General features: G+C 70.6%; 22 protein-coding genes. 11 read left to right on the forward strand and 11 right to left on the reverse strand.

What is annotated here, in order from left to right; translation table 11 throughout:
- The first annotated feature begins 582 nt into the window (after nt 1-582).
- Together HPT28_RS26885 and HPT28_RS13510 are read left to right on the forward strand one after the other, a co-directional pair.
- Nucleotides 583-711 (forward strand): hypothetical protein, encoded by a 129-nt coding sequence (locus HPT28_RS26885; RefSeq protein ID WP_257578592.1) that lies wholly within the window; start codon nt 583-585, stop codon nt 709-711.
- Nucleotides 712-1,021: 310 nt separating this feature from the next.
- Nucleotides 1,022-2,482: a catalase gene (locus tag HPT28_RS13510; RefSeq protein ID WP_219091300.1), complete on the forward strand. Its 1,461-nt coding sequence runs from the start codon at nt 1,022-1,024 to the stop codon at nt 2,480-2,482.
- A gap of 91 nt (nt 2,483-2,573) precedes the next feature.
- Here HPT28_RS13510 and HPT28_RS13515 read toward each other — a convergent pair whose 3' ends face one another.
- The 9 genes from HPT28_RS13515 to HPT28_RS13555 all read right to left on the reverse strand — a co-directional run bounded on the left by HPT28_RS13515 (nt 2,574) and on the right by HPT28_RS13555 (nt 10,911).
- The gene (locus HPT28_RS13515) at nt 2,574-3,020 is read right to left on the reverse strand and encodes a PaaI family thioesterase (RefSeq protein WP_219091301.1); all 447 of its coding nucleotides are present in this window, start codon (nt 3,018-3,020) and stop codon (nt 2,574-2,576) included.
- A 46-nt stretch (nt 3,021-3,066) separates the two neighbouring features.
- Nucleotides 3,067-4,809 (reverse strand): fatty acyl-AMP ligase, encoded by a 1,743-nt coding sequence (locus HPT28_RS13520; protein WP_219091302.1) that lies wholly within the window; start codon nt 4,807-4,809, stop codon nt 3,067-3,069.
- Nucleotides 4,784-5,590: a thioesterase II family protein gene (locus HPT28_RS13525; RefSeq protein WP_219091303.1), complete on the reverse strand. Its 807-nt coding sequence runs from the start codon at nt 5,588-5,590 to the stop codon at nt 4,784-4,786. Before HPT28_RS13525 ends, HPT28_RS13520 begins: the two co-directional genes overlap by 26 nt.
- Nucleotides 5,587-6,861: a cytochrome P450 gene (locus HPT28_RS13530; protein WP_219091304.1), complete on the reverse strand. Its 1,275-nt coding sequence runs from the start codon at nt 6,859-6,861 to the stop codon at nt 5,587-5,589. The genes HPT28_RS13525 and HPT28_RS13530 overlap by 4 nt, the downstream gene beginning before the upstream one ends.
- A complete protein-coding gene (locus HPT28_RS13535; protein WP_219091305.1) occupies nt 6,858-7,757 on the reverse strand; it encodes a cyclopropane-fatty-acyl-phospholipid synthase family protein in 900 nt (299 codons plus the stop codon). Before HPT28_RS13535 ends, HPT28_RS13530 begins: the two co-directional genes overlap by 4 nt.
- 5 nt (nt 7,758-7,762) lie before the next feature.
- Nucleotides 7,763-8,020, reverse strand: a complete 258-nt coding sequence (locus HPT28_RS13540; protein ID WP_219091306.1) for an acyl carrier protein — start codon at nt 8,018-8,020, stop codon at nt 7,763-7,765.
- 12 nt (nt 8,021-8,032) lie between these two features.
- Nucleotides 8,033-8,986, reverse strand: a complete 954-nt coding sequence (locus tag HPT28_RS13545; protein ID WP_219091307.1) for a fatty acid desaturase — start codon at nt 8,984-8,986, stop codon at nt 8,033-8,035.
- Between the two features lie 303 nt (nt 8,987-9,289).
- Nucleotides 9,290-10,174, reverse strand: coding sequence for an alpha/beta fold hydrolase (locus tag HPT28_RS13550; protein WP_219091308.1), 885 nt, complete (start codon nt 10,172-10,174; stop codon nt 9,290-9,292).
- A 53-nt stretch (nt 10,175-10,227) separates the two neighbouring features.
- Entirely contained in the window at nt 10,228-10,911 is a 684-nt protein-coding gene (locus HPT28_RS13555; protein WP_219091309.1) for an HAD family phosphatase, read from the reverse strand.
- A 440-nt stretch (nt 10,912-11,351) separates the two neighbouring features.
- Here HPT28_RS13555 and HPT28_RS13560 point away from each other — a divergent pair, with 440 nt between their 5' ends.
- From HPT28_RS13560 to HPT28_RS13580, 5 genes are all read left to right on the forward strand, one after another.
- Nucleotides 11,352-12,005, forward strand: coding sequence for a TetR/AcrR family transcriptional regulator (locus HPT28_RS13560; protein WP_257578571.1), 654 nt, complete (start codon nt 11,352-11,354; stop codon nt 12,003-12,005).
- A gap of 610 nt (nt 12,006-12,615) precedes the next feature.
- Nucleotides 12,616-13,377, forward strand: a complete 762-nt coding sequence (locus HPT28_RS13565; protein ID WP_219091310.1) for a metallophosphoesterase — start codon at nt 12,616-12,618, stop codon at nt 13,375-13,377.
- A 94-nt stretch (nt 13,378-13,471) separates the two neighbouring features.
- Nucleotides 13,472-13,654, forward strand: coding sequence for a hypothetical protein (locus HPT28_RS13570; protein WP_219091311.1), 183 nt, complete (start codon nt 13,472-13,474; stop codon nt 13,652-13,654).
- A 118-nt stretch (nt 13,655-13,772) separates the two neighbouring features.
- Nucleotides 13,773-15,116 (forward strand): DUF2254 family protein, encoded by a 1,344-nt coding sequence (locus HPT28_RS13575; RefSeq protein ID WP_219091312.1) that lies wholly within the window; start codon nt 13,773-13,775, stop codon nt 15,114-15,116.
- 327 nt (nt 15,117-15,443) lie between these two features.
- Nucleotides 15,444-15,908, forward strand: coding sequence for an SRPBCC family protein (locus HPT28_RS13580; protein ID WP_257578572.1), 465 nt, complete (start codon nt 15,444-15,446; stop codon nt 15,906-15,908).
- Between the two features lie 59 nt (nt 15,909-15,967).
- Here HPT28_RS13580 and HPT28_RS13585 read toward each other — a convergent pair whose 3' ends face one another.
- Complete coding sequence (locus HPT28_RS13585; RefSeq protein ID WP_219091314.1) at nt 15,968-16,543, reverse strand: CGNR zinc finger domain-containing protein; 576 nt, start codon at nt 16,541-16,543, stop codon at nt 15,968-15,970.
- 158 nt (nt 16,544-16,701) lie between these two features.
- Here HPT28_RS13585 and HPT28_RS13590 point away from each other — a divergent pair, with 158 nt between their 5' ends.
- From HPT28_RS13590 to HPT28_RS13600, 3 genes are all read left to right on the forward strand, one after another.
- The gene (locus tag HPT28_RS13590; protein WP_219091315.1) at nt 16,702-17,157 is read left to right on the forward strand and encodes a VOC family protein; all 456 of its coding nucleotides are present in this window, start codon (nt 16,702-16,704) and stop codon (nt 17,155-17,157) included.
- 102 nt (nt 17,158-17,259) lie between these two features.
- Nucleotides 17,260-18,174, forward strand: a complete 915-nt coding sequence (locus HPT28_RS13595; RefSeq protein WP_219091316.1) for a pyridoxamine 5'-phosphate oxidase family protein — start codon at nt 17,260-17,262, stop codon at nt 18,172-18,174.
- Between the two features lie 92 nt (nt 18,175-18,266).
- Nucleotides 18,267-18,464, forward strand: a complete 198-nt coding sequence (locus HPT28_RS13600) for a ferredoxin (protein WP_219091317.1) — start codon at nt 18,267-18,269, stop codon at nt 18,462-18,464.
- 50 nt (nt 18,465-18,514) lie between these two features.
- On the opposite strand, the gene HPT28_RS13605 is transcribed toward HPT28_RS13600, so the two are convergent.
- Nucleotides 18,515-18,970 (reverse strand): nuclear transport factor 2 family protein, encoded by a 456-nt coding sequence (locus HPT28_RS13605; RefSeq protein ID WP_219091318.1) that lies wholly within the window; start codon nt 18,968-18,970, stop codon nt 18,515-18,517.
- 97 nt (nt 18,971-19,067) lie between these two features.
- Here HPT28_RS13605 and HPT28_RS13610 point away from each other — a divergent pair, with 97 nt between their 5' ends.
- Nucleotides 19,068-19,649 carry a TetR/AcrR family transcriptional regulator gene (locus HPT28_RS13610; RefSeq protein WP_219091319.1) on the forward strand — a complete coding sequence of 194 codons (582 nt, stop codon included), beginning with the start codon at nt 19,068-19,070 and terminating at the stop codon, nt 19,647-19,649.
- The last annotated feature ends 52 nt before the right edge of the window (nt 19,650-19,701 follow it).

Here is a 19,701-nt window from a genome sequence, read left to right on the forward strand (position 1 = left end):
CTCAGATCCTCAGGATCCAGTGTCTCGTGTGTCCAAGATCCGGGGTCAAGGCCCACGGCAGTCGCTGTTGCGAGTCCCGCAGATCGCAGTCGGAGAAGCCGACAAGGAAGAGTCCTGCTGTGCGGCGTCGTCGCAGGTACGTGGCTACGATCTGCTCTCTTCGAAGGCTGTGGGCAAGTCTCGGTTCCAGCCCTTGCAAGGGACGCTGGCGCCCTGTCGCCGACCGCGCAAGGCGGGAACAGCGACAGCGCGGCGCAGGAGCTGGCCCGGCTGCGGGCCGAGAACGCCAAGCTGCTGAGGGCGGAGAAGCAGTGGCAGCTGGAACGCGAGATCCCACGCCGGGCAGCCGCGTATTTCGCCCGGGAAGTGACGTGAAGAACCGCCGCTGGAACTTCATCTCCCAGCACCGTGCCAACTTCGGTGTCCAGCGGCTGTGCCGGGTCCTGAGGGGCTCTCGATCCGGCTATTAGCGGCACCTGGTCACCGTAGAGGCCCACGTCGAACGCGAGGCCCGCGAGGTGGCGGCGGTCGCCGAGATCCGTGCCATCCACGCCGGGCACGCCGACGCCTACGGCGCCCCGGGTGTCCGTCGATTCCCACGGCACCGTCCGCGACAGGATGCCCGTCGTCGGAGGTCTGCTGGACCGGGCCGAGGGTACCGCCGCCGACGGCTGGTCCCTGCCTCCGCGGGTGTACGCGACCGCCTTATGAAGGCCTACGTGGCCGCCCTGAAGAAGAGCCAGCGCTGAAACGACGGCGAAAGTGACGGGACGGTCACCCCCGCAGGTGCCGATACTTTCGCCGATTCCCCCGCGTCCCCTTCCCATGGCACCTGCGCGTCGACACGGGGAGTCGAGGCCGCTCCGAACGCGTCTTCGATGTCCTGTGCACCAAGATCGGGGCACTGCCGCGGCCCGCTTCCGTTTCCGCCTGCCCCGTCCGGCACCATCAGCGCACCTCAGGTAGCGGCTTTCGCCGAGCAGGAGGAAGGTGGTCGTGCGCGACGAAAGGGCAGAGAGCGATGACGCAGAGCCGACCCTCGACGACGACTGACTCCGGCGCCCCGGTGGAGAGCGACGAGCACTCGCTCACCGTGGGAGCAGGGGGACCGATCCTGCTCCAGGACGCCTACCTGATCGAGCAGATGGCCCAGTTCAACCGGGAGCGGATTCCCGAACGGCAGCCGCACGCCAAGGGCAGCGGCGCGTTCGGCCGCTTCGAGGTCACCCACGATGTCAGCCGGTACACCAAAGCGGCGCTGTTCCAGCCGGGGACCCGCACCGAGCTTGTCACACGCTTCTCGACCGTGGCCGGGGAGCGCGGCAGCCCGGACACCTGGCGGGACCCCCGGGGCTTCGCGGTGAAGTTCTACACCTCCGAGGGCAACTACGACATGGTCGGCAACAACACGCCCGTGTTCTTCGTGAAGGATCCGATGAAGTTCCAGCACTTCATCCGGTCCCAGAAGCGCCGGGCCGACAGCAACCTCCGCGACCATGACATGCAGTGGGACTTCTGGACCCTCTCGCCCGAGTCCGCGCACCAGGTCACGTGGCTGATGGGTGACCGGGGCATCCCGCGCACCTGGCGCCACATGAACGGGTACACGTCCCACACGTACATGTGGATCAACGCGTCCGGCGAGCGGTTCTGGGTGAAGTACCACTTCAAGACCGACCAGGGTATCGAGTTCCTCACCCAGGCCGAAGCCGACCACCTGGCGGGCGTCGACTCGGACTTCCACATGCGGGACCTGTTCGAGCACATCCGGGACGGGGACTTCCCGTCGTGGACGCTGCACGTGCAGGTCATGCCGTATGAGGAGGCGGCGGCGTACCGGTTCAACCCCTTCGACCTGACCAAGGTGTGGCCGCATGGCGACTATCCGCTGCTCCCGGTGGGCCGCATGACGCTGGACCGCAACCCCACCGACAACCACGCCGAGATCGAGCAGGCCGCCTTCCAGCCGAACAACTTCGTCCCCGGCATCGGGCCCAGTCCGGACCGGATGCTGCTGGCGCGGCTCTTCTCGTACGCGGACGCCCACCGGGCCCGCCTCGGCACCAACTACCAGCAGCTGCCCGTGAACGCGCCCGTCGTCGACGTCCACACGTACTCCAAGGACGGGGCGATGGCATACCGGAAGACGTCCGATCCGGTCTACGCTCCGAACTCCAAGGGCGGGCCCGCCGCCGACACCGAGCGGTACGGGAGCCCGCCGAGCTGGACCGCGGACGGCGAGATCACCCGGTCGGCCTACGTCTCACACCCGGAGGACGACGACTGGGGGCAGCCCGGCACCCTCGTGCGCGACGTCCTGGACGACGCGGCCCGTGACCGTCTCGTGGACAACGTGGTCGGCCATCTCCTCGACGGGGTGAGCGAGCCGGTCCTGGAGCGTGCCTTCACGTACTGGACGAACATCGACCCGTACCTGGGCAAGCGCATCGCCGAAGGCGTCCGGGCCAAGCAGGGTTCCTAAGGTCCCCACGTCCGGGCTGGGGGCCGACCATCCGACGACGGCGAGCGGTAGGCACTGGCCGGCCCGCCACTCGCCCAGCCGGGTCGCCGCGTCAGCTTTTGTGGAGCTTGATGTTGCGCATGGTCACCAGGGCGGTGCCGCAGAGCTTCTCCCCCGCGGACTCCACGGAGAAGACCTCGGCGGCGGCGACCGTGATGGTGGTACTCGGCCTGACCACCTTGCCGCGCGCGACGAGCTGCTCGCCCTTCGCGGCGGCCAGGATCTTGACCGTGTAGTCGATGGTCATGTTCACCCATCCGGGCGGCAGCAGCGTGCCGGCCGCCGAGCCTCCGGCGAAGTCCGCCAGGGAGCCGATCACTCCGCCCTGGAAGAATCCGCTGTGCTCCGTCAGTTCCTTGCGGTACGGCTGGATGATCTCGGCTTCCCCCGGCTCCACCCGGCCGAAGTCGAAGCCCAGATGTCGCGCGGCCGGCATGGTCAGCACCGCCGTCTTCACGGCCTGCGCGAAATCCGGGTTGGCCGCCTTGAACTCAGTCATGGGGTGGGGACTCTCTCTCGGTCGGTGGACGGTGGGGGGCACCCGCTCAGCGGCTCCGGCCCGGCGCCGTGCCGGTTTCCCAAGGCGTGAAGCCGCCCTCCAGATAGGTTTCCCTGGCCGCGGCGCGCATGATCTTTCCACTGCTGGTCTTCCGCAGCTGTCCCGGAAGGGCCAGCACGAGGTCTTTTACGGACAGTTCGTGTTCCTGCACGATCGCCGCGCGAACGGATCCGGCGACGTCCTTGGCATCGGCGGTGAGCTTGTGGCCGCGTTTGACCTCCTGGACGACGACGAGCTGGTCGCCGCCCGCGCCCGGTACCGAGAACGCGGCCCCGGAACCAGGGGTCACGGCCTCGTGCGCCGACTGTACGGTCTGCTCGATGTCCTGCGGGTAGTAGTTGCGCCCCCGGATGATCATCAAGTCCTTCAGCCTGCCCACGACGTAGAGTTCGCCGTCGACGATCACGCCGAGGTCCCCGGTGCGCAGATACCCCCGGGGATCGCCCTCGCAGGTGGCCTGGAAGGTGTCGGCGGTCGCTGTCGGGTTCTTCCAGTAGCCCTGTGCCACGTGGTCACCGTGCACCCAGATCTCGCCGACCTCCTGTGGGCGGCAGGGACGGCGGGTGTCCGGGTCCACGATGCGGACCTCCTCCCCGTCGAGGACGAGCCCGGAGCCGGTCAGCGGCCGGCCACGTCCCCCGTGTGCCTCGGCGTAGCGCTTGCGGCCGAGCTCCTCGGCGTCCACCAGGACGGTGCGTGCGCCACGGCCCTTTTTGCTGCCGGTGACCAGCAGGGTCGCCTCGGCCAGTCCGTAGCACGGGTAGAGGGCCTTGGGGCTGAACCCGAACGGCGCGAAGCTCTCGTGGAACCGGCGCAGCGTGTCGTGCCGGATGGGTTCGGCCCCGTTGAAGGCGACCTTCCAAGAGCCGAGGTCGAGGCCGGACACTTTCTCCTCGCCGCCTCGTTCGAGGGCGGATTCGAGCGCCGTGACGCAGGCGTCGAACGCGAAGTTCGGGCCCCCGCTGCTGTGGGCCCGGTACCGGGATACGGCGGTCGGCCACAGCAGCGGCCAGCGGATGAACGCCGTGGGTGACATCTGGATGCTGCTCGCGCCGACGTAGAGGGGCTGCAGAACGTTGCCGATCAGGCCCTGGTCGTGGAACAACGGGGCCCAGCCGACGACCGTGGAGTTCTCGTCGTGGCCGAAGGCTTTCCTGATCATTTCCTGGTTGGCGGCGAGGTTCCCGTGCGAGACCATCACCCCCTTCGGGGCGGAGGTGGAACCCGACGTGTACTGCAGGAAGGCCAGGGAGTCGGCGGTGGGAGGCTCTGGGGCGAACCCCGGGTCCGCGGGCGGCCGCGGCTCGTCCACCCGGATCCAGCGCAGCGTCCCGCAGACCGCGTCCAGGAGCGGCTTACCGGTGTCGGCCATCGGGCCGGCGGTGAGCGCGACGGCCGGTTCGCAGTCCCGCACGATGCCGAGCGTCGCTTGGTGGACCCGGCTCTTGCGCGGAGGGTTGACGGGCACCGCGACGACGTGAGCGTACAGGCACGCGAAGTAGGCGACAATGAAGTCGAGCCCGGGCGGAAAGAGCAGCAGTGCCCGGTCACCGGGCCTGCAGTGCCCGACCAGTTCCTCGGCCACCGCCATCGCGCGTGCGTACAGGCCGCCATAGGTGATCTCGTCGGCTTCCTCGCCGTACCCGTTCAGGAAGACGTAGGCACGCTTCGACGGATGACGTCCGGCGCGGCTCCGCAGGACCTCAGGAAGTAATGCTCGGTGCCGCATTCTTGTCCTCTCCATTCGCGGCGGTGCCGGTGAGCGCTGTCGCGAGCGCGTCGGCCATGTGCGCCGCCATGTCCACGCGGTGGCGCTGGTGGAAGAAGTGGTCGCCCGGGAAGGTCCGCAGGGCGAAGGGGCCCGTCGTCTGGGACTGCCAGGCCTCGACTTCGCCGAGGTCCACCACCGGGTCCCCGGTGCCGTAGAAGACGGTGATCGGGCAGGTCAGCGGCGGGCCCGGACGGTGGGCGTGTTCCTCGCAGAGCCGCAGGTCGGCTTTGATCAGCCGCAGCGCGTAGCGGCGGAAGGCGGAGCTCTGGGTGGCCGCGCCGCTCGCTCCGCCCATGGCGTCCAGGGCGTGGATGAACTCCTCGTCGGGAAGGTCGTGGATGGCCGGCCTGGTCGCCGTCCGGTGGGGTGCGCGACGGCCGGAGACGAACAGATGGACCGGCGGGGTGCCCGCCGCGGTGAGGGCTCGCGCGAGTTCGAAGCCGATGAGCGCTCCCATGCTGTGGCCGTAGAGGGCCACGGGGGCGCCGGCCAGCCGGCCGGTCTCGTTCAGGAGGACCGCCACGACCTCGGACACCGTGCGTGGCGGTGGCAGGGACGCCGCGTCCTCGCGCCCGGGGAGCTGGGCCCGCACGGGTGTGATGCCGCGTGGGAACAGGTCGAGCCATCTGGTGAAGGAGGAGGCGCCGCCGCCGGCGTGGGGCAGGCAGAGCAGGCCGACGTCGCCGGGCGGGGGATCGTACCGCAGCCAGGGTCTGGGCTGGGAGCGGTGAAGGGTCATCTGGGGCCCCTTACCGCGACCGGCAGGCTCTTGAGGCCGCGGACGATGAAGCTGTGGTCCTGCCACTGGAGTTCCCCGGGCTGGAGTTCGAGACGTTCGACTCGCCGGTACAGGCGTGCGAAGGCGATCCGGGCCTGGAGCTCGGCCAGCATGCCGCCCAGGCAGCCGTGCATCCCGTGGCCGAAGGCGAGGTGCCGCCCGGCGTCGCGGTCGATGTCGAACGCGTCGGGCCGGTCGAACACCGCGGGGTCGCGGTTCGCGGAGCCGAGGCAGAGGAGGACCTGGTCGCCCTCCCGGATGAGCTCGGTGCCGACTTCGACGTCGCGTGTGGCCAGCCGCTTGGTGAGCTGGAGGGGGCTGTCGTAGCGCAGGGCTTCGTGGACGGCGTTGCCCGCCAGGTGCGGCGCACGGTGGAGTCGGTCGGCCTGGTCGGAGTGGGTGAGCTGTGCCAGGAGGCCGTTGCCGATGAGGGATTTCGTGGTCTCGTTCCCCGCGACGAAGCACATGATGCAGACGAAGACGAGTTCCTCCTCGCTCAGCCGGTCGCCGCCGGCCGTCCTGGTGGCTAGCAGCCTGCTGATGAGGTCCGCGCCCGGCCGGGCGCGGCGCTCGGCGAGGACCTCCTCCAGAGCGTTGGCGAAGGTGTCGACGGCCTCGCGGACGCGGGTGAAGTCCGCCGCCTTCATCAGCCCGGGTTCGAGCAGGAAGCGGATGTCGTGGGTCCATTGGGCGACGTGCTCGCGCAGCTGCTCCGGCAGTGCCATCCAGTCGCACATCACCATGACCGGCAAGGGGGCGGCGAGGTCGGCGATGGCGTCCATGCCCCCGTCGTCCCAGGCGCGCTGCAGGAGTCGATCCGCGGTGTCGGCGACGCGGGAGCCGAGCGCGGCGGTCTCCTGCGCGGTGAAGACCCGGTTCACCAGTCCGCGCAGCCGGGCGTGGTCCGGGTTGTCGGTGAAGACGAGCGACTTCCTGCCGAGTCGTTCGATGCGCCCCATGGTGTCCTGTCCCAGGCGGCTCGCCTGGTCGCTGACGAGCTGGGGGATGAGCCCGGCGCTGAAGCTGCGGTCCCGTAGCACCGCCTCGACGTCGGCGTGCCGCGTGATCACCCACATGCCCAGTGTTCGGTGGACGGGTCGCTCTTCCCGGAGCTGCCGGTAGCTGGGGTAGGGGTCGCGGCGGAAGGCCTCGGTGAAGGGGTTGAAGCGGACGCGGGCACGGGTGGGTCGGGAGGTGCCCGGTGCAGCCGTGGTGGTCGTGTCCGGCGTCATCCTCGCTGCCCCCCGTGGCTGCCCAAGTATGTGGTGCTGTAGGGCCTGAGGAGCAGCCTGAGCAGACAGATCTTTCCCATCCGGAAGCCGAGGGCGGAGAGCTTCAGGTACCGCTCGTACCGGGCTACGGTCTCGGGTCCGGCGACCGCGGTGGCGGTCTCGCGGTTCGCGCGGAGTCGGCGTGCCCACTGTTCGCAGGTCCAGGCGTAGTCGAGGCGTCCGTTGCTCACGGACTGGGCTTCGAAGACGCCCTCGGCCGCTGTCGTGATCTCCGCGAGGGTGGGCAGGTCCGCGTTGGGGAAGATCTCCTGCTGCATGAAGGCGCTGGCACTGTCGCGGCGCATGTTGGCGTAGGCGATCGTCTGCAGTGACAGCATGCCGTCGTCGGTCAGCCATCCGCGGCAGCGGGTGAAGAACTCCCGGTAGACGTCGATCTTGTCGGCTGGTGAGTCGGCGGGGGTGGCGAAGTGCTCGAACGCGCCGATGGAGATGATGCCGTCGAAGGGGGCGCCGGGTTCGTACGTCCGCCAGTCCTCGATGCGCACGTCGACGCCGGGATACCCGCGAGACGTCACGTAGTGGGCCTGCTGCGTGCTGAGCGTGAGTCCCACGGCACGTTCGACGGACGGGGTCCGGGAGAGGCGTTCGAGTACCGATCCCCAGCCGCATCCGATGTCCAGGACGCTCTTGGCCCGGTGGGCTCGGATGGCGTCCAGGTGGAAGTCGAGCTTCCGTTGCTGGGCCGCTTCCAGCGTGTCGTCGGGGCCTTCTCGGAGGGCACACGAATACGTGAGGGAGGGGTCGAGCCAGAGGCTGTAGAAGTCGTTTCCGACGTCGTAGTGGTGGCGAACGGCCGCCGCCGCTTCGGCGGTGCGTGTGCTTTCCCCAGGGGTCACCGCCGCTACACCCCGGACTGCTGGATCTGGCGATGCAGGTACTCGGCGACGGCGTTGATATTCGGGTTCTCGAACAGCGCCTCGGGCGGGAGGTCGACGTCGTAGCGTTCCTCGACCTCGACGAGGAGGGACACGGCAACCGCGGAGTCGATCCCGAGCCGGTCGAAATCCGCCGCCGGGTCCACGTCTTCCACGGGCATTTCCACGATGCCGGCGACATACTCCTGGCACCAGGTGATGATGGCGTCCTTGCTGGCGTCCATGGGCGTACTCCCTTACGCAGCGGCGCCGCGAGCGGCGTCGTCGGGGTTGTTGGTGACACGTTTCGTCCGCATCCGCTCCTTGGACGGGACCTTGAGGTCACTGGCCAGGCCGAAGAGCGCGAGCAGTCTGATGAGCCAGTAGCCGGGGTCCAGGCGATACCAGTCGAGCCCGAACGAGGGGGATTCGGGAAATGCGTGGTGGTTGTTGTGCCAGGACTCCCCCAGCGTCACGAGGGAGAAGATTCCGCCGTTTCGGCTGTTCTCCCTGGACGCGTACGGGCGGGTGCCGAAAATGTGGAGAAAGGAGTTGATGGCCCACACGATGTGCTCGAGGACGAACATCCGGACCAGGCCGCCCCACAGGAGGCCGCTCACCGCGCCGGTCCAGCTCTGGTAGGCGATGCCCCCGACCAGGGCGGGCGCGAGCATGCCCAGCGCCACCCAGTAGTAGTAGAGGCGTGCGACGCGGACGAGTGAGCGGTTCTTCAGCAGGTCCGGGGCGTAGTGGACGATGTTCGGGTACGCGTGGCGGCGCATCCACAGGAAGTGGGAGTGCACCAGGCCGCGCAGCATGCCGGTGAGCCCGCCGCCGGAGAGGTTCGGGGAGTGCGGGTCTCCCTCTCGGTCACTGCACTCGTGGTGCCGCCGGTGCAGTGCCACCCAGGACAGCAGGCCACCCTGTCCGGCCATCGACCCGAAGACCGCGAGGGTGGCGGAGACGGAGGGCGCCGCCTTGAAGGTTCGGTGCGTGAAGAGGCGGTGGTAGCCGACGGTGACTCCCAGGCCGGTCAGGAGCCACATCGCGAGGAACAGGACGAGTTCGGTCAAGCCGAACGGATGGACCGCGAGGAATGCGACGGCGATGGCGGTTCCCACGATGGGGAGGATGTCGAAGAGCAGGAAGTGCCGACGCTGCAGACGGTGGATGTACTCGTTGCTGATCGTTTTCCGGCGGGGGGTGGACATGCCGACTCCGGGTATGGAATCCGAGCGGCTTGTTGCGGGTCGTACGCTTTCCTCAGCCATACTCAACCCCAGGTCTCCGAGTGGAGAGATCGTCGAGCACTACAGTGGCAGAATCGCGTGTGCCGTGTCTATGCGTTCTTTGTCTTCAGGGCCCTCGAAGTCAGTCGTCGTTCGGTGCGGCGGCAGGGCGCGTCGTGGGGGCGTGATTCCGTTTCCGGAAGGCTGGCCCACGGGCCCGGAACATCGCCCCGCCTGGCGAATTCCGGATTCCGTCGCCGGCGAACACGGCAGGGCATTTCGTTCTCATGGCGTGTGATCCGCACTCGGTTCTCCCTTCGGGAGTGGTTCGGCGGGCGGTGGGACGGCGTGCCCGGCCGACGCGGCGAGGAACTCCGCCAGGAGGTTGGTGATCACTTCCGGCTGTTCCAGGGGGCTCGTGTGCCCGCAGTCCGCGACGACCTCCAGCCGGGCACCGTCGACGAGCTCGGCGATGCGCTGTGCCTCCGTCAGCGGCGTGGCCTCGTCGTCGGCGCCCACGACGACGAGGGTGGGCACGGTGATTCCGGTGATCTCCGTGTCGACGGGGGCGCGGTTGGCCACGCCCAGGGTCGCCTTGCGCAGCGCCGTGCGTCCGCTGCGCTGGAGCCGGGCGGCCCACGCGTCCAGCGTCGCCTTGCCGGCGGGATCGGCGAGGAAGGCGGGGCCGAACAGCAGCGGCCGGAGCGTGCCCAGGAGTGGCCGGATTCCGACCAGGAGCTGGGCCAGGGCCAGCATTTTGGACTTGCCGGCCAGCCAGCGCCGCTCAGGCCCGGCGCTGGTGTCCAACAGCGTCAGGGAGCGGACCAGTTCGCCGTGCCGGGCCGCGAGTCGCTGTCCGACGAAGCCGCCCATGGACAGCCCCACCCAGTGCACCGGTGCGACGCCGAGGGCGCGGATGAGGGCCACGGCGTCGTCGGTGAGGGTGTCCATGTCGTAGCCGCCCGGGGTGGCGGGGGTGTCGCCCTGGCCGCGCCAGTCGATGGCTACGCAGCGGTAGCGTCGACGCAGAGCGGCTATCTGCGGGTGGAAGACCCAGCCGCTGAAGAGCAGGCCGTGTCCGAAGAGAATCGTTTGGGCCTCCGGTCGTCCGGCCGGTGCGCCGGTGTCCAGGTAGGAGATCGTCGTGCCGCTGGATTTGATGGTGGGCATGGATGCCTCCGTCCTCCTCGGCTTCGGCCGGGGGTTCCGGGCCGGCTGGCGTGTCACCGCGCCCCGCGGGCTCCGCCGCCGAGGGCCCCGGTCCCGAACATCCCCCGTCCTGCGCGTGTGGTCTCCTCCCTTCGCACATGGCGAAGACCACGGCTGCCGAGCCTCGCGGCGCCGCGCGGGTTCTGCTCCAGATCGTCGTTCACGAGGCAGGCCGAGGGAGGATGGCCGAGTCGCTCGCAGGCGACCTGGTCGATGCGGCCCCCCGGTTTGCGGCTGCCCGTCTCGCTGGAGAGCACGACGACGTCCGCGAGGTCGTGGAGGTCGTATCCCCGATAGCAGTTGTCGCCCAGCGTGTCGGAGACGATCGCCACGGGTACGCCCCGGGTACGTAGTTGGGGTATGGCCTGGAGCATCGTCGTGTCGGGCCGCCTGCCCGAGGCCACGGCGTCGACGAGGCCCGAGGATTCGACGGTCACGCCCTCGGCGCGGAGCCCGTCCGCCAGCCGCCGGTCGCACTCGGCGTCCGTCATCCGTCCGCACTCGTGTAACCCCAGCGGTTCGCCCGCTTCTCGGCCCTCGCGGAACAGCCGTTCCAGGAGGAGTGGCGCACCACTGACGCGTTCGGAGAAGGCACGGAACCAGGCCAGGACACCGGTGGACAGCAGGCCGCCGAAGTCGGTGAGCACCCCGCGCGGCACCTCGGTCGCTCCGCCCTGGATACCAGCCGACTCGTCCACGCCATCAGCTCCGTTTCGCCGACGGGCGGGAACGCGCGGTTGGGTGGCCTGCCGGACCGGTCGGCGCCAGGCACGGCGCGGCCGGTGACGCATCCCCTGTGTCCGGTGGGCACGCAACGCAGGGTGCCGGATCGTTGCCTGAGCGCTTGGCACGGCCAGCGACAGCGAGCAGCTCCACGACACCCCCCGTGACTGAAGCGCCGCTCGTGCAGGGGGAGTTGACTTCCCCACAGGCCGGGCTTCGCACCTTGGTCCTCGCGGAACCCTGTATAGTTGAGTCCGACGTCATATTCAAGAGACACACCCCAAACACCCGCGTAGAGCCGCGTGTTGGCGAACCGGTGGGCGGGTTCGGCGGACTCGGTGCGCCGACGGCGGCGTCAGACGATCGCGGTTAGCATGGGCGCCCCGGCACCGGTTCGTACGAAGTGGATGGATCATTGGCTTCCCAGGTCGCAGCCGAAGAGCGCCAGAGGGCCCGGATCACTCCGCGAAGCCAGCGCGGCGTCAGGACCCGTAACGCACTCGTCCTGGCCGCCCGCGAAGTCTTCGAGCGCGACGGCTACCTCGACGCCCGGACCGCGGACATCGCCAAGGCCGCCAACGTTGCCACGGGGTCGTTCTACACCTACTTCAACAGCAAGGAAGAGATCTTCGAGGCGCTCGTCGCCAGGGTGCAGGACGAGATGCTGCAGCCGCGCCTCCGCGCACGTACCGGCATCACCGACGCGCGCCGTCTCATCGACGCGGCCAACCGCGAGTACCTGCAGGCATACGAACGCAATGCCCGCCTGATGGCGTTGTTCGAGCAGGTGGCCCAGATCAACGAGAAGTTCCGCGATCTGCGGATCAGGCGCAACGAGGCCTTCGCCCACCGCAACGCCAGGATGATCCGCAGCCTGCAGGAGGCCGGGGAGGCGGACCTGCGGCTCGACCCGCTGCTGACCGCCTACGCCCTGGGTGCCATGGTGAGCCGCCTGGCCTACATGCACTTCGTCCTCGGGTGTGGCTTCCCGTTCGAGCAGCTCGTGCAGACGCTCAACAGGATCTGGGAGAACAGCCTGCAGCTGGGCCCGTCGACGTCGGCCCAGTGAGGGTGCTCCGGGCGAGGGGCCGGGACGCGCCCGCCTTCCCGCCCGCGTCGGCGGTCCGCGTCGACTACCCGCCGGCGGCGCACTGGGGAAGGGCGCGGTGGAGCAGTGGGGGCTCGGCTCGCCGGGCGGCGAGGGCGGCGGCGTGCCCGGAGTCGCCTGCACCCGGCTCGCGGGCCAGCCCGGCGCCGCGGGCCTTGAGGCAGGCCTCCGTGCGGGCCCGGCTGGGCGGGCCGCAAGCCCGGCCGGGTCCGGGGCCCAAATCCGGGCGCGCTCGACAGGGTGCGGTACGCGGAGCGGCTTCGCGACGGTGTGCGGGGGACGGTGGGGCTGGACGTCGACGCCGACCGGGACCGGGGCGAGGGCGATCAGCACCAGGTCACCGCCGTGGGAGAGGGAGAGCTCCGGTGGGCGGTCGGGCCCGGCCCGTGCCGGGCGGTCGTGCGGGGCGCCGCAGCACGGGCAGGGGAGAGCGGACCGGCTCCGGCCGCGGTGGGGACGAGCAGGCCAGGCCCCCGGCGGGGGAGGCGTCATGGCACCCGGGAGCCGGGCCGGTTGCGCCCGGGGCGAAACGCGGTCGTCTCACCGCCGGTCCTGGGTGACCGTGGGCGTCATGACGAACCGCATCGCCGTCCTGTCCGACGTTCACGGTGTCCTTCCGGCCCTGGAGGCCGTGCTGGCCGAGCCCGAGGTGCGTTCCGCGGAGCGGATCGTGCTGACGGGCGACCTCGCGGCGGGTCCGCAGCCCTCGCGGGTTCTCGACATGCTGACCGGCCTGGGGGACCGCGCCCTGTGGGTCGGCGGGAACGCCGACCGGGAGCTGGTGGAGTTCCGCCGGGGGCTGCGCGCGACGCTGCCCGACCCCATCGCCCCGTGGGCCGCCGAGCAGCTCGACGAGGAACACGTGAGCCTCCTTGCCGCACTGCCGCGCTCGCTCGAGCTGTCCGTCGACGGGCTGGGGCGGGTGCTCTTCTGCCACGCGACACCCAGGGACGACGAGGAGGTCGTCCTGGTCGACTCCGGGCTCGAACGCTGGGCGGAGGTCTTCCACGGGCTCGACGGCGATGTGCGCACGGTCGTGTGCGGCCATACCCACATGCCGTTCGTCCGACTGGCCCATGGCCGTCTCGTCGTCAATCCCGGCAGCGTCGGTATGCCGTACGGCAGGACCGGGGCACACTGGGCGCTGCTGGGGCCGGGGGTCGAGCTGCGGAGAACGCTCTTCGACGTCGAGTCCGCCAGGGCACAGGTCGTGGCGGACTCGACGTATCCCGGGGTGGCCGAGTGGGCCGACTACTTCCTGGCGGCGCGGGCGAGCGACGCGGAGGCGCTGGAGGCGTTCGGCCCGGGTGACGGGCGCGCGGAACGGCGGTGAGCTGCGCGGCGGTTCAGGCTCGCCACGCCTACCGAGCGCGGCAACATCGCCAGCCGCGTCGCCCTCGACGCACTCGAACGTCCCTTCGGGGAGGATGCCGCCAGGACGGGCGCGGGGGCTCATCGCGGGCTTCGGCCCCGGGATCACCGCCGGGATCAGCCTCGGCGCCCGGCGCGGCACCTGCCGGGCGGAACCGGCGTCCGTCCTCACGGGTGGGGTCCGGCTGCTGGTCGATGTCGCCTCCGGGCCGCCCGAGCGGCACCAGGAACCGGCCTGAGCCGGGACGTGCGGACCGCGGTGAGGGTGGCCGGCCCGCCGTCCTCCCGTCGGTGGCCGGTGCCCTCGGGCGGCACCGCTCGCATGCCAGGCGGGGGCCATGACGGTACATTCTGGACATGGCTCATGGTCGCTGGAAGTGGTACCTGACACGCCAGCGGCTGCGCGCTCCCCGCACCTGGCCGCTGCCGCTGACGCTGCTGGGCACGGGCCTGCTGCTGTCGTGGGTGTTCCCGCTGATCGACCGTGAGGTCGCCTATGTGGAGGAGGAGTTCAGCGAGCGCTTCTTTCCCCACCTGGACAGTGGCTCCATGGCCACGCTGCTGTCCGCCGTCGCGGGCGGGATGATCACCCTGACCGGCCTGGTGTTCACAGCGATCACGATGGCCATGCAGTTCGGGGCGTCGCAACTGTCGGTACGCGTGGTGCCGATCCTCCAGCAGGACCTCGTGATGCGCTGGGCGGTCGGCACGTTCATGACGACCTTCATCTACGCACTGATGATCTCGGTGCGCCTCGCGGTGAGCCAGGAGGACTACCGGCCCGTCCTGTCGATGCTCTTCGCGATCCTGCTGGCCGTGGCGTCCGCCGTGCTGTTCTTCGCGCTCGTCGCCCGGGTGACGACCGTGCTGAACTCCGGTCAGCTCCTGCGCATTCTCGCCGACGAGGGGAGCAGGTCCGTGGACCGCACGCACCCCGGAGGCGAGCACACCGGCCCCAGCGAGGAGCCCGCCCGGACGGACGCCGAGCCCGAGGTGATCCCGCTCGGCACCCCGCCCGGACGCGGCCAGGTGCTCATCGCCTGCGACGGTCCGGGCCTGGAGCGGCTCGCCCGGCGCACCGGGGCCCGTATCCGGCTCATCCCGGTCACCGGTGACTTCGTCGCCCGGGAGGCCCCGCTCTTCGTGGTGCGGCCGGGTACGAGGCCGCTGAAGCGCCGGGAACTGATGCGCCACCTGCTGTTCGACACCACGTACAGCGCGGCCACCGACCCGGCCGGAGCGCTGCGCGCGTTCGTCGACATCGCGCTCAAGGCACTCTCCCCGTCCATCAACGACCCCGGTCGCGCGGTGCAGTGCCTCGACCACATCGAGGACCTGCTGGTGCGGATCGCGCCCCGCCTCGCCGCCCGGCCATCCGTCGGCACGACCGCCGCGTTCCAGCACCGGTCCCGCTCCTGGACCGACTACGTCTGCATCGCCACCGACGAGATCAGGCACTTCGGCAGTTCCTCGATGCAGGTGCAGCGGCGGCTGCGGGCGCTGTACGCGACCGTCGCCGAGGTCTGCACCCCCGAGCAGATCGACCCCCTGCGCTCCCGGCTGGAGACGATGGACGCCGACGTCGCCGCGGACTGGCCCCGGGACCTGGACCGGCGGCTGGCCGGGCTGCCGGACTCCCAGGGCCTGGGCACGGCGGCCGGGGACACCCAGGACGGCCGGGGCCGACGTATCGAGGCGTAGCGGACCCGGGGGTTTGGGCCCCGTGCCCCGACGCCGATCCGGCCACCTCCGAGGGCCTGGTCGTCTGCGCTTTCTCGGCGCCGGGTGAGCAGGAGGGCGACGACTTCGAGTTCTCCACCGCCGTCCTCCCCGACCGGACGGCGGACGACGGCCGTGGCGCTTTCCCGGAGCGGCGTCGGCCGTTCGGTGTTCGCGCCCGCCCGGTCCGGAGCCCTGCGTCTTGGGCAACGCTCCTTGGAGCATGGGTGGTTGGGATATCGGTACTCGCCTGCCGCATACTTCTGAGTGTTCGATCTCGGGGCCGGGAGGCTGATGATGGACCGCCAGATGACAGTCGAGGAGGACATCCTCGTGAGGGCCCCGCAGGTGGAGCTGTACCGGACGGTCTCCGACATGCGGGCCATGACCCGGCACAGCCCGGAGTGCTGGGCGGTCCTGGGTCCGAAGGGCCCGGCCGTCACCGGCCGGAGCTTCCTGGGCCTGAACCGCAAGGGCCTCTTCGTCTGGTTCACCCGGTGTCGCGTCACCCAGGCATCGCCTTCGGAGCGGTTCGCCTTCGACGTGAGCGTCTTCGGTCTGCCCGTGGCCCGCTGGACCTACCGGTTCGCGCCCGAGGGTGAGGGCACGCGGGTCACCGAGACCTGGGAGGACCTGCGCACCGGACGCGGTGGCCGCGTCACCGGGCTTCTCGGTCTCGTCTTCACCGGGACGCCCGCCCACACACGGGCCGACGTCAACCGCCAGGGCATGCGCAGGACCCTGCAGCGGCTCAAGCGGGCCGCGGAGGGGTAACTCCCCCGCGGCGTTGCGCGGGTGCCCACACCGAGAGCCGGCCCGGCTCGCGGGCGTGCTCACGCGCGGCGATGGCGGGTGTAGTGGCGCTGCGCCTTGGCCCGGTTGCCGCACCCGGCCATGGAGCACCAGCGGCGGGTGCCGTTCTTGGAGACGTCGTAGAAGTGCAGGATGCACTCCGGGTTTCCGCAGGGCCGGATGCGGTGCGGGCGTTCGGCGAGCAGCCGCAGGTAGTCGCGGGCCGCGGCCCAGGCGGGCAGCCAGGACGGCTCGTCCACCTCGACCTCGGCGGCCGGGCCGCCGTCCTCGCCCATGCGGTGGCGTACCCAGCCGTGATCGAGGACGGCGTTGAGGGCCGCGACGGCGGCCGGGGCGGGGCGGGCGGGACTGGCGATGACCTGGTCCAGGGCGGCACGGGCCTGGAGGACGCGGTCGAGGGTGCCCTGGCCGGGGGGCACCCTCGACCCGCCCAGGGCCTCGCGTACCGGACGCGCCGCGAGCCAGATCTCCAGTCCGTCCGGGGTTTCCAGCAGGTCGTGACGGCCCGCGCCGTCGATCCAGCGGGTGTTGAGCAGGTCGATGGCGAGGGGTTCGCCGGTGAGCGGACGGGGGTCGGCTTCGGGCTGTGCCGGCACGGCGGGTGAGTCCTTCCTGTGCGGCGGCCAAGGGAACACCCCTCCACAGTAACCGGCCAAGCCTTGATCACTGGTTGCACCGTCGACACCTAACCGTTAAAGTCAGTTTTACCGGTTGCGAGGAGGCTCGCAGCCCTGACGAAGGCATGTGATCGACGATGAGCAAGGCCAAGAACCTGCAGACCGGGCACGTCGGGCTGAACGTCACCGACATGGACCGCTCCCTCGCCTTCTACCGCGAGGTCTTCGATTTCGCGGTCCTGGCGGAGGGCAAGGAAGAGGGCCGCCGCTGGGCGTTCCTGGGGCGCGACGCCCAGCTCCTCGTGACGCTCTGGCAGCAGAGCGAGGGGGCCTTCGCCACCGACCGGCCCGGCCTGCACCACCTCTCCTTCCAGGTCGACACCATCGACGAGGTCAGGGCCACCGAGGCGGCCCTGCGGCACCTGGGAGCCGAGTTCTCCTACGACGGAGTCGTCCCGCACGGCGAACAGGCCTCGTCCGGCGGCATCTTCTTCACCGACCCCGACGGAACCCGGCTGGAGGTCTACGCGCCGTCCGGGGCCGACCCGGCCGACGCTCCGACGTCCGGCGCACCCACCTGCGGCTTCTTCTGAGCCGCGCCGTACCAGCACGGCCACGAGCGGTGGCCGACGCGGGTGGCCGCGCCGAGCGGGCGCGGCCACCCGCCCACTCCCGGCCGTCGAAAGGACGAGAACGTGACCGCATACCACCGGGGCGAGATCGCAGTGCAGGAGCGCGCCGGACTCGCCGAGCAGGCACGGCGCTCGGGCCGCGCCATCGGCCGGGCGGTCCCGCCCGTGGCGCGGGAGTTCCTGGCCGGGCAACCGATGATCGTGCTCGGCGGCGCCGATCCCCACGGCAGCATCTGGGCCACCCAACTGACCGCGGATCCGGGCTTTCTGAGCGTGCCCGACCCGCACACGCTGCTCATCGACGCCCTCCCCCACCCCGACGACCCCCTGGCGGGCACCCTGGCCGAGGCGGCCCCACACCGTCCGGCCAGGGTGGGCCTGATCGCCATCGAGCCCGCCACCCGGCGCCGGATGCGGATGAACGGCCGCGTCCACCGCGCCGGGGACGGTCTGCGCGTAGAGTTCGACCAGGTCATCTCCAACTGCCCCAAGTACCTCCAGAAGCGCCGGCCTCAGCGGCGTGCCCCCGGCCCGGACCGCCGTGTCCTCCGCGGGTGCGAGCTGAGCGCCGTCCAGCAGGCGGCGGTGGCTCGCGCGGACACGTTCTTCGTGGCGACAGCATCCGAGGCGGGCGAGGCCGACGCCTCCCACCGGGGCGGCAACCCGGGTTTCGTCCAGGTGCTCTCCCCCACGCTGCTCCGCTGGCCCGACTACACCGGCAACGCGATGTTCCTCACCCTCGGCAACCTTGAGCTCAATCCCGCCGCGGGATTGCTCTTCCCCGACTGGGAGACCGGCGCCGTCCTGCACCTGTCGGGCACCGCGCACGTCGTATGGGACGCCGAGGAGGCGGCCGAGGTCCCCGGCGCGCAGCGGCTCGTCGAGTTCCGCGTCGAGGACGTCCGGGAGATCTCCGCGGCCTCGCCGCTGCGCTGGACCACACCCGACTACTCACGCTTCAACCCTCCCGTCGCCTGAGCCGCGGCGCCCCGCCCAGGCCAGACCGGGCGGGGGCCGGGCCCCTGGGGCCGGGCCGCCCTCTTCCCTCTCTGACAGCAACGGAGCACAGCATGCGAATCACCGTGGACATGGACCTCTGCGACAACCACGGACAGTGCGTCTTCGCCGCACCCGAGGTCTTCGCCTTCGACGACGAGGAGCGCCTCGTCTACGAAGCCGCACCCGCGGCGGAGCTCTACGACGATGTCGAGCACGCGGCCGCCGCCTGCCCACTGCGTGCCATCACGCTCATCGACGACCAGCCGTGACCGAGGTCGGTGGGAGCCGCGGGCCGCGCCTCGCCCGCGGCTCCCACCGCTCACCGCAGGGGCAGCGGGGCTCCGTGCTCCGTCGCGGGGCGCGGCCCGAACAGGCGGCGTTCGGCCGCGCTGATCGCGACGTCGTTGATGCTCGCCTCCCGACGGCGCATCAGCCCGTCCTCCGCGAACTCCCACATCTCGTTGCCGTAGCTGCGCCACCACTGGCCGTCGGCGTCGCGGCACTCGTACTGGAAGCGCACCGCGATGCGGTTCTCGTGAAAGCCCCACAGGTCCTTGCGCAGGGCGTAGTCGTGTTCGCGGGCCCACTTGTCGCGCAGGAAGGCCGCGATCTCCTCCCGGCCCGTGAGAAACCGGTCCCGATTGCGCCAGACCGAGTCCTCGGTGTAGGCGAGCGCCACGCGTTCGGGGTCGCGCGTGTTCCACGCGTCCTCCGCCGCCTGGACCTTCCTGCGCGCCGCCTCCGCGTCGAAGGGCGGAAAGGGGGGACGTGCCATGGCGGGTTCCTCTCATGAGAACAGACAGAGAACGATCGTTCTCCCACTGGGCGACTAGCATAGGGAACGATCGTTCTCTGCGGTAGTGGGAGATGGTGTGAACGACGAGGAAGCCCGTACTCAGCTGCTCGACACGGCCGAGCGGCTGTTCTACGCGCACGGCATCCAGGCGGTGGGGATGGACGCGCTGCGCACGGCCTCCGGGCTCTCGCTCAAACGGCTCTACCGGTGCTTCCCCGCCAAGGCCGATCTCGTCGAGGCCTACCTGCGACGACGCGACGCGCGCTGGCGGGAGGCCCTGTCGTCTTACGTCGACGAGCACGGGGCGACCCCGCACGGCCGGGTGCTCGCGGTCTTCGACTGGCTGGCCGGGTGGTTCGCCGACGACGGGTTCCGGGGCTGCGCCTTCATCAACGCCTTCGGCGAGGCGGGAGCCGTGTCCGACGGCGTGGTACGCGCCGTCCGGGACCACAAGCGGGCCGTCGGGGCGTATCTGACCGGCCTCACCCGCGACCTGGGACGCGGCGACGCGCCGGCACTGGCTCAGCAGTTGCTGCTGTTGCTGGACGGCGCGATCACCACGGCGGCGATCAGCGGTGACCCGGCGGCCGCCGGTCACGCCCGACGCGCGGCCGAGGCCCTCCTGGCGACCGCGCCCCCGGCGGAGGCCGACGGCTGACCGCACCACCTCGCCTTCCAGAGCTGTCGCCCCAGACGCCGCCTAGGCTGAC

The organism is Streptomyces sp. JJ38 (assembly GCF_019303475.1).
GTDB lineage: Bacteria > Actinomycetota > Actinomycetes > Streptomycetales > Streptomycetaceae > Streptomyces.

Excerpts from the sequence above, each read along its gene's own strand:
- HPT28_RS13590 (WP_219091315.1), top strand. The coding sequence starts at position 16,702 with ATGAGCAAGGCCAAGAACCTGCAGACCGGGCACGTCGGGCTGAACGTC.
- HPT28_RS13540 (WP_219091306.1), bottom strand. The coding sequence starts at position 8,020 with ATGGACGCCAGCAAGGACGCCATCATCACCTGGTGCCAGGAGTATGTC.
- HPT28_RS13600 (WP_219091317.1), top strand. The coding sequence starts at position 18,267 with ATGCGAATCACCGTGGACATGGACCTCTGCGACAACCACGGACAGTGC.
- HPT28_RS13530 (WP_219091304.1), bottom strand. The coding sequence starts at position 6,861 with ATGACGCCGGACACGACCACCACGGCTGCACCGGGCACCTCCCGACCC.
- HPT28_RS13580 (WP_257578572.1), top strand. The coding sequence starts at position 15,444 with ATGACAGTCGAGGAGGACATCCTCGTGAGGGCCCCGCAGGTGGAGCTG.
- HPT28_RS13520 (WP_219091302.1), bottom strand. The coding sequence starts at position 4,809 with ATGCGGCACCGAGCATTACTTCCTGAGGTCCTGCGGAGCCGCGCCGGA.
- HPT28_RS13510 (WP_219091300.1), top strand. The coding sequence starts at position 1,022 with ATGACGCAGAGCCGACCCTCGACGACGACTGACTCCGGCGCCCCGGTG.
- HPT28_RS13515 (WP_219091301.1), bottom strand. The coding sequence starts at position 3,020 with ATGACTGAGTTCAAGGCGGCCAACCCGGATTTCGCGCAGGCCGTGAAG.
- HPT28_RS13545 (WP_219091307.1), bottom strand. The coding sequence starts at position 8,986 with ATGTCCACCCCCCGCCGGAAAACGATCAGCAACGAGTACATCCACCGT.
- HPT28_RS13550 (WP_219091308.1), bottom strand. The coding sequence starts at position 10,174 with ATGCCCACCATCAAATCCAGCGGCACGACGATCTCCTACCTGGACACC.
- HPT28_RS13570 (WP_219091311.1), top strand. The coding sequence starts at position 13,472 with ATGCCGCCAGGACGGGCGCGGGGGCTCATCGCGGGCTTCGGCCCCGGG.
- HPT28_RS13565 (WP_219091310.1), top strand. The coding sequence starts at position 12,616 with ATGACGAACCGCATCGCCGTCCTGTCCGACGTTCACGGTGTCCTTCCG.
- HPT28_RS13605 (WP_219091318.1), bottom strand. The coding sequence starts at position 18,970 with ATGGCACGTCCCCCCTTTCCGCCCTTCGACGCGGAGGCGGCGCGCAGG.
- HPT28_RS13525 (WP_219091303.1), bottom strand. The coding sequence starts at position 5,590 with ATGACCCTTCACCGCTCCCAGCCCAGACCCTGGCTGCGGTACGATCCC.
- HPT28_RS13575 (WP_219091312.1), top strand. The coding sequence starts at position 13,773 with ATGGCTCATGGTCGCTGGAAGTGGTACCTGACACGCCAGCGGCTGCGC.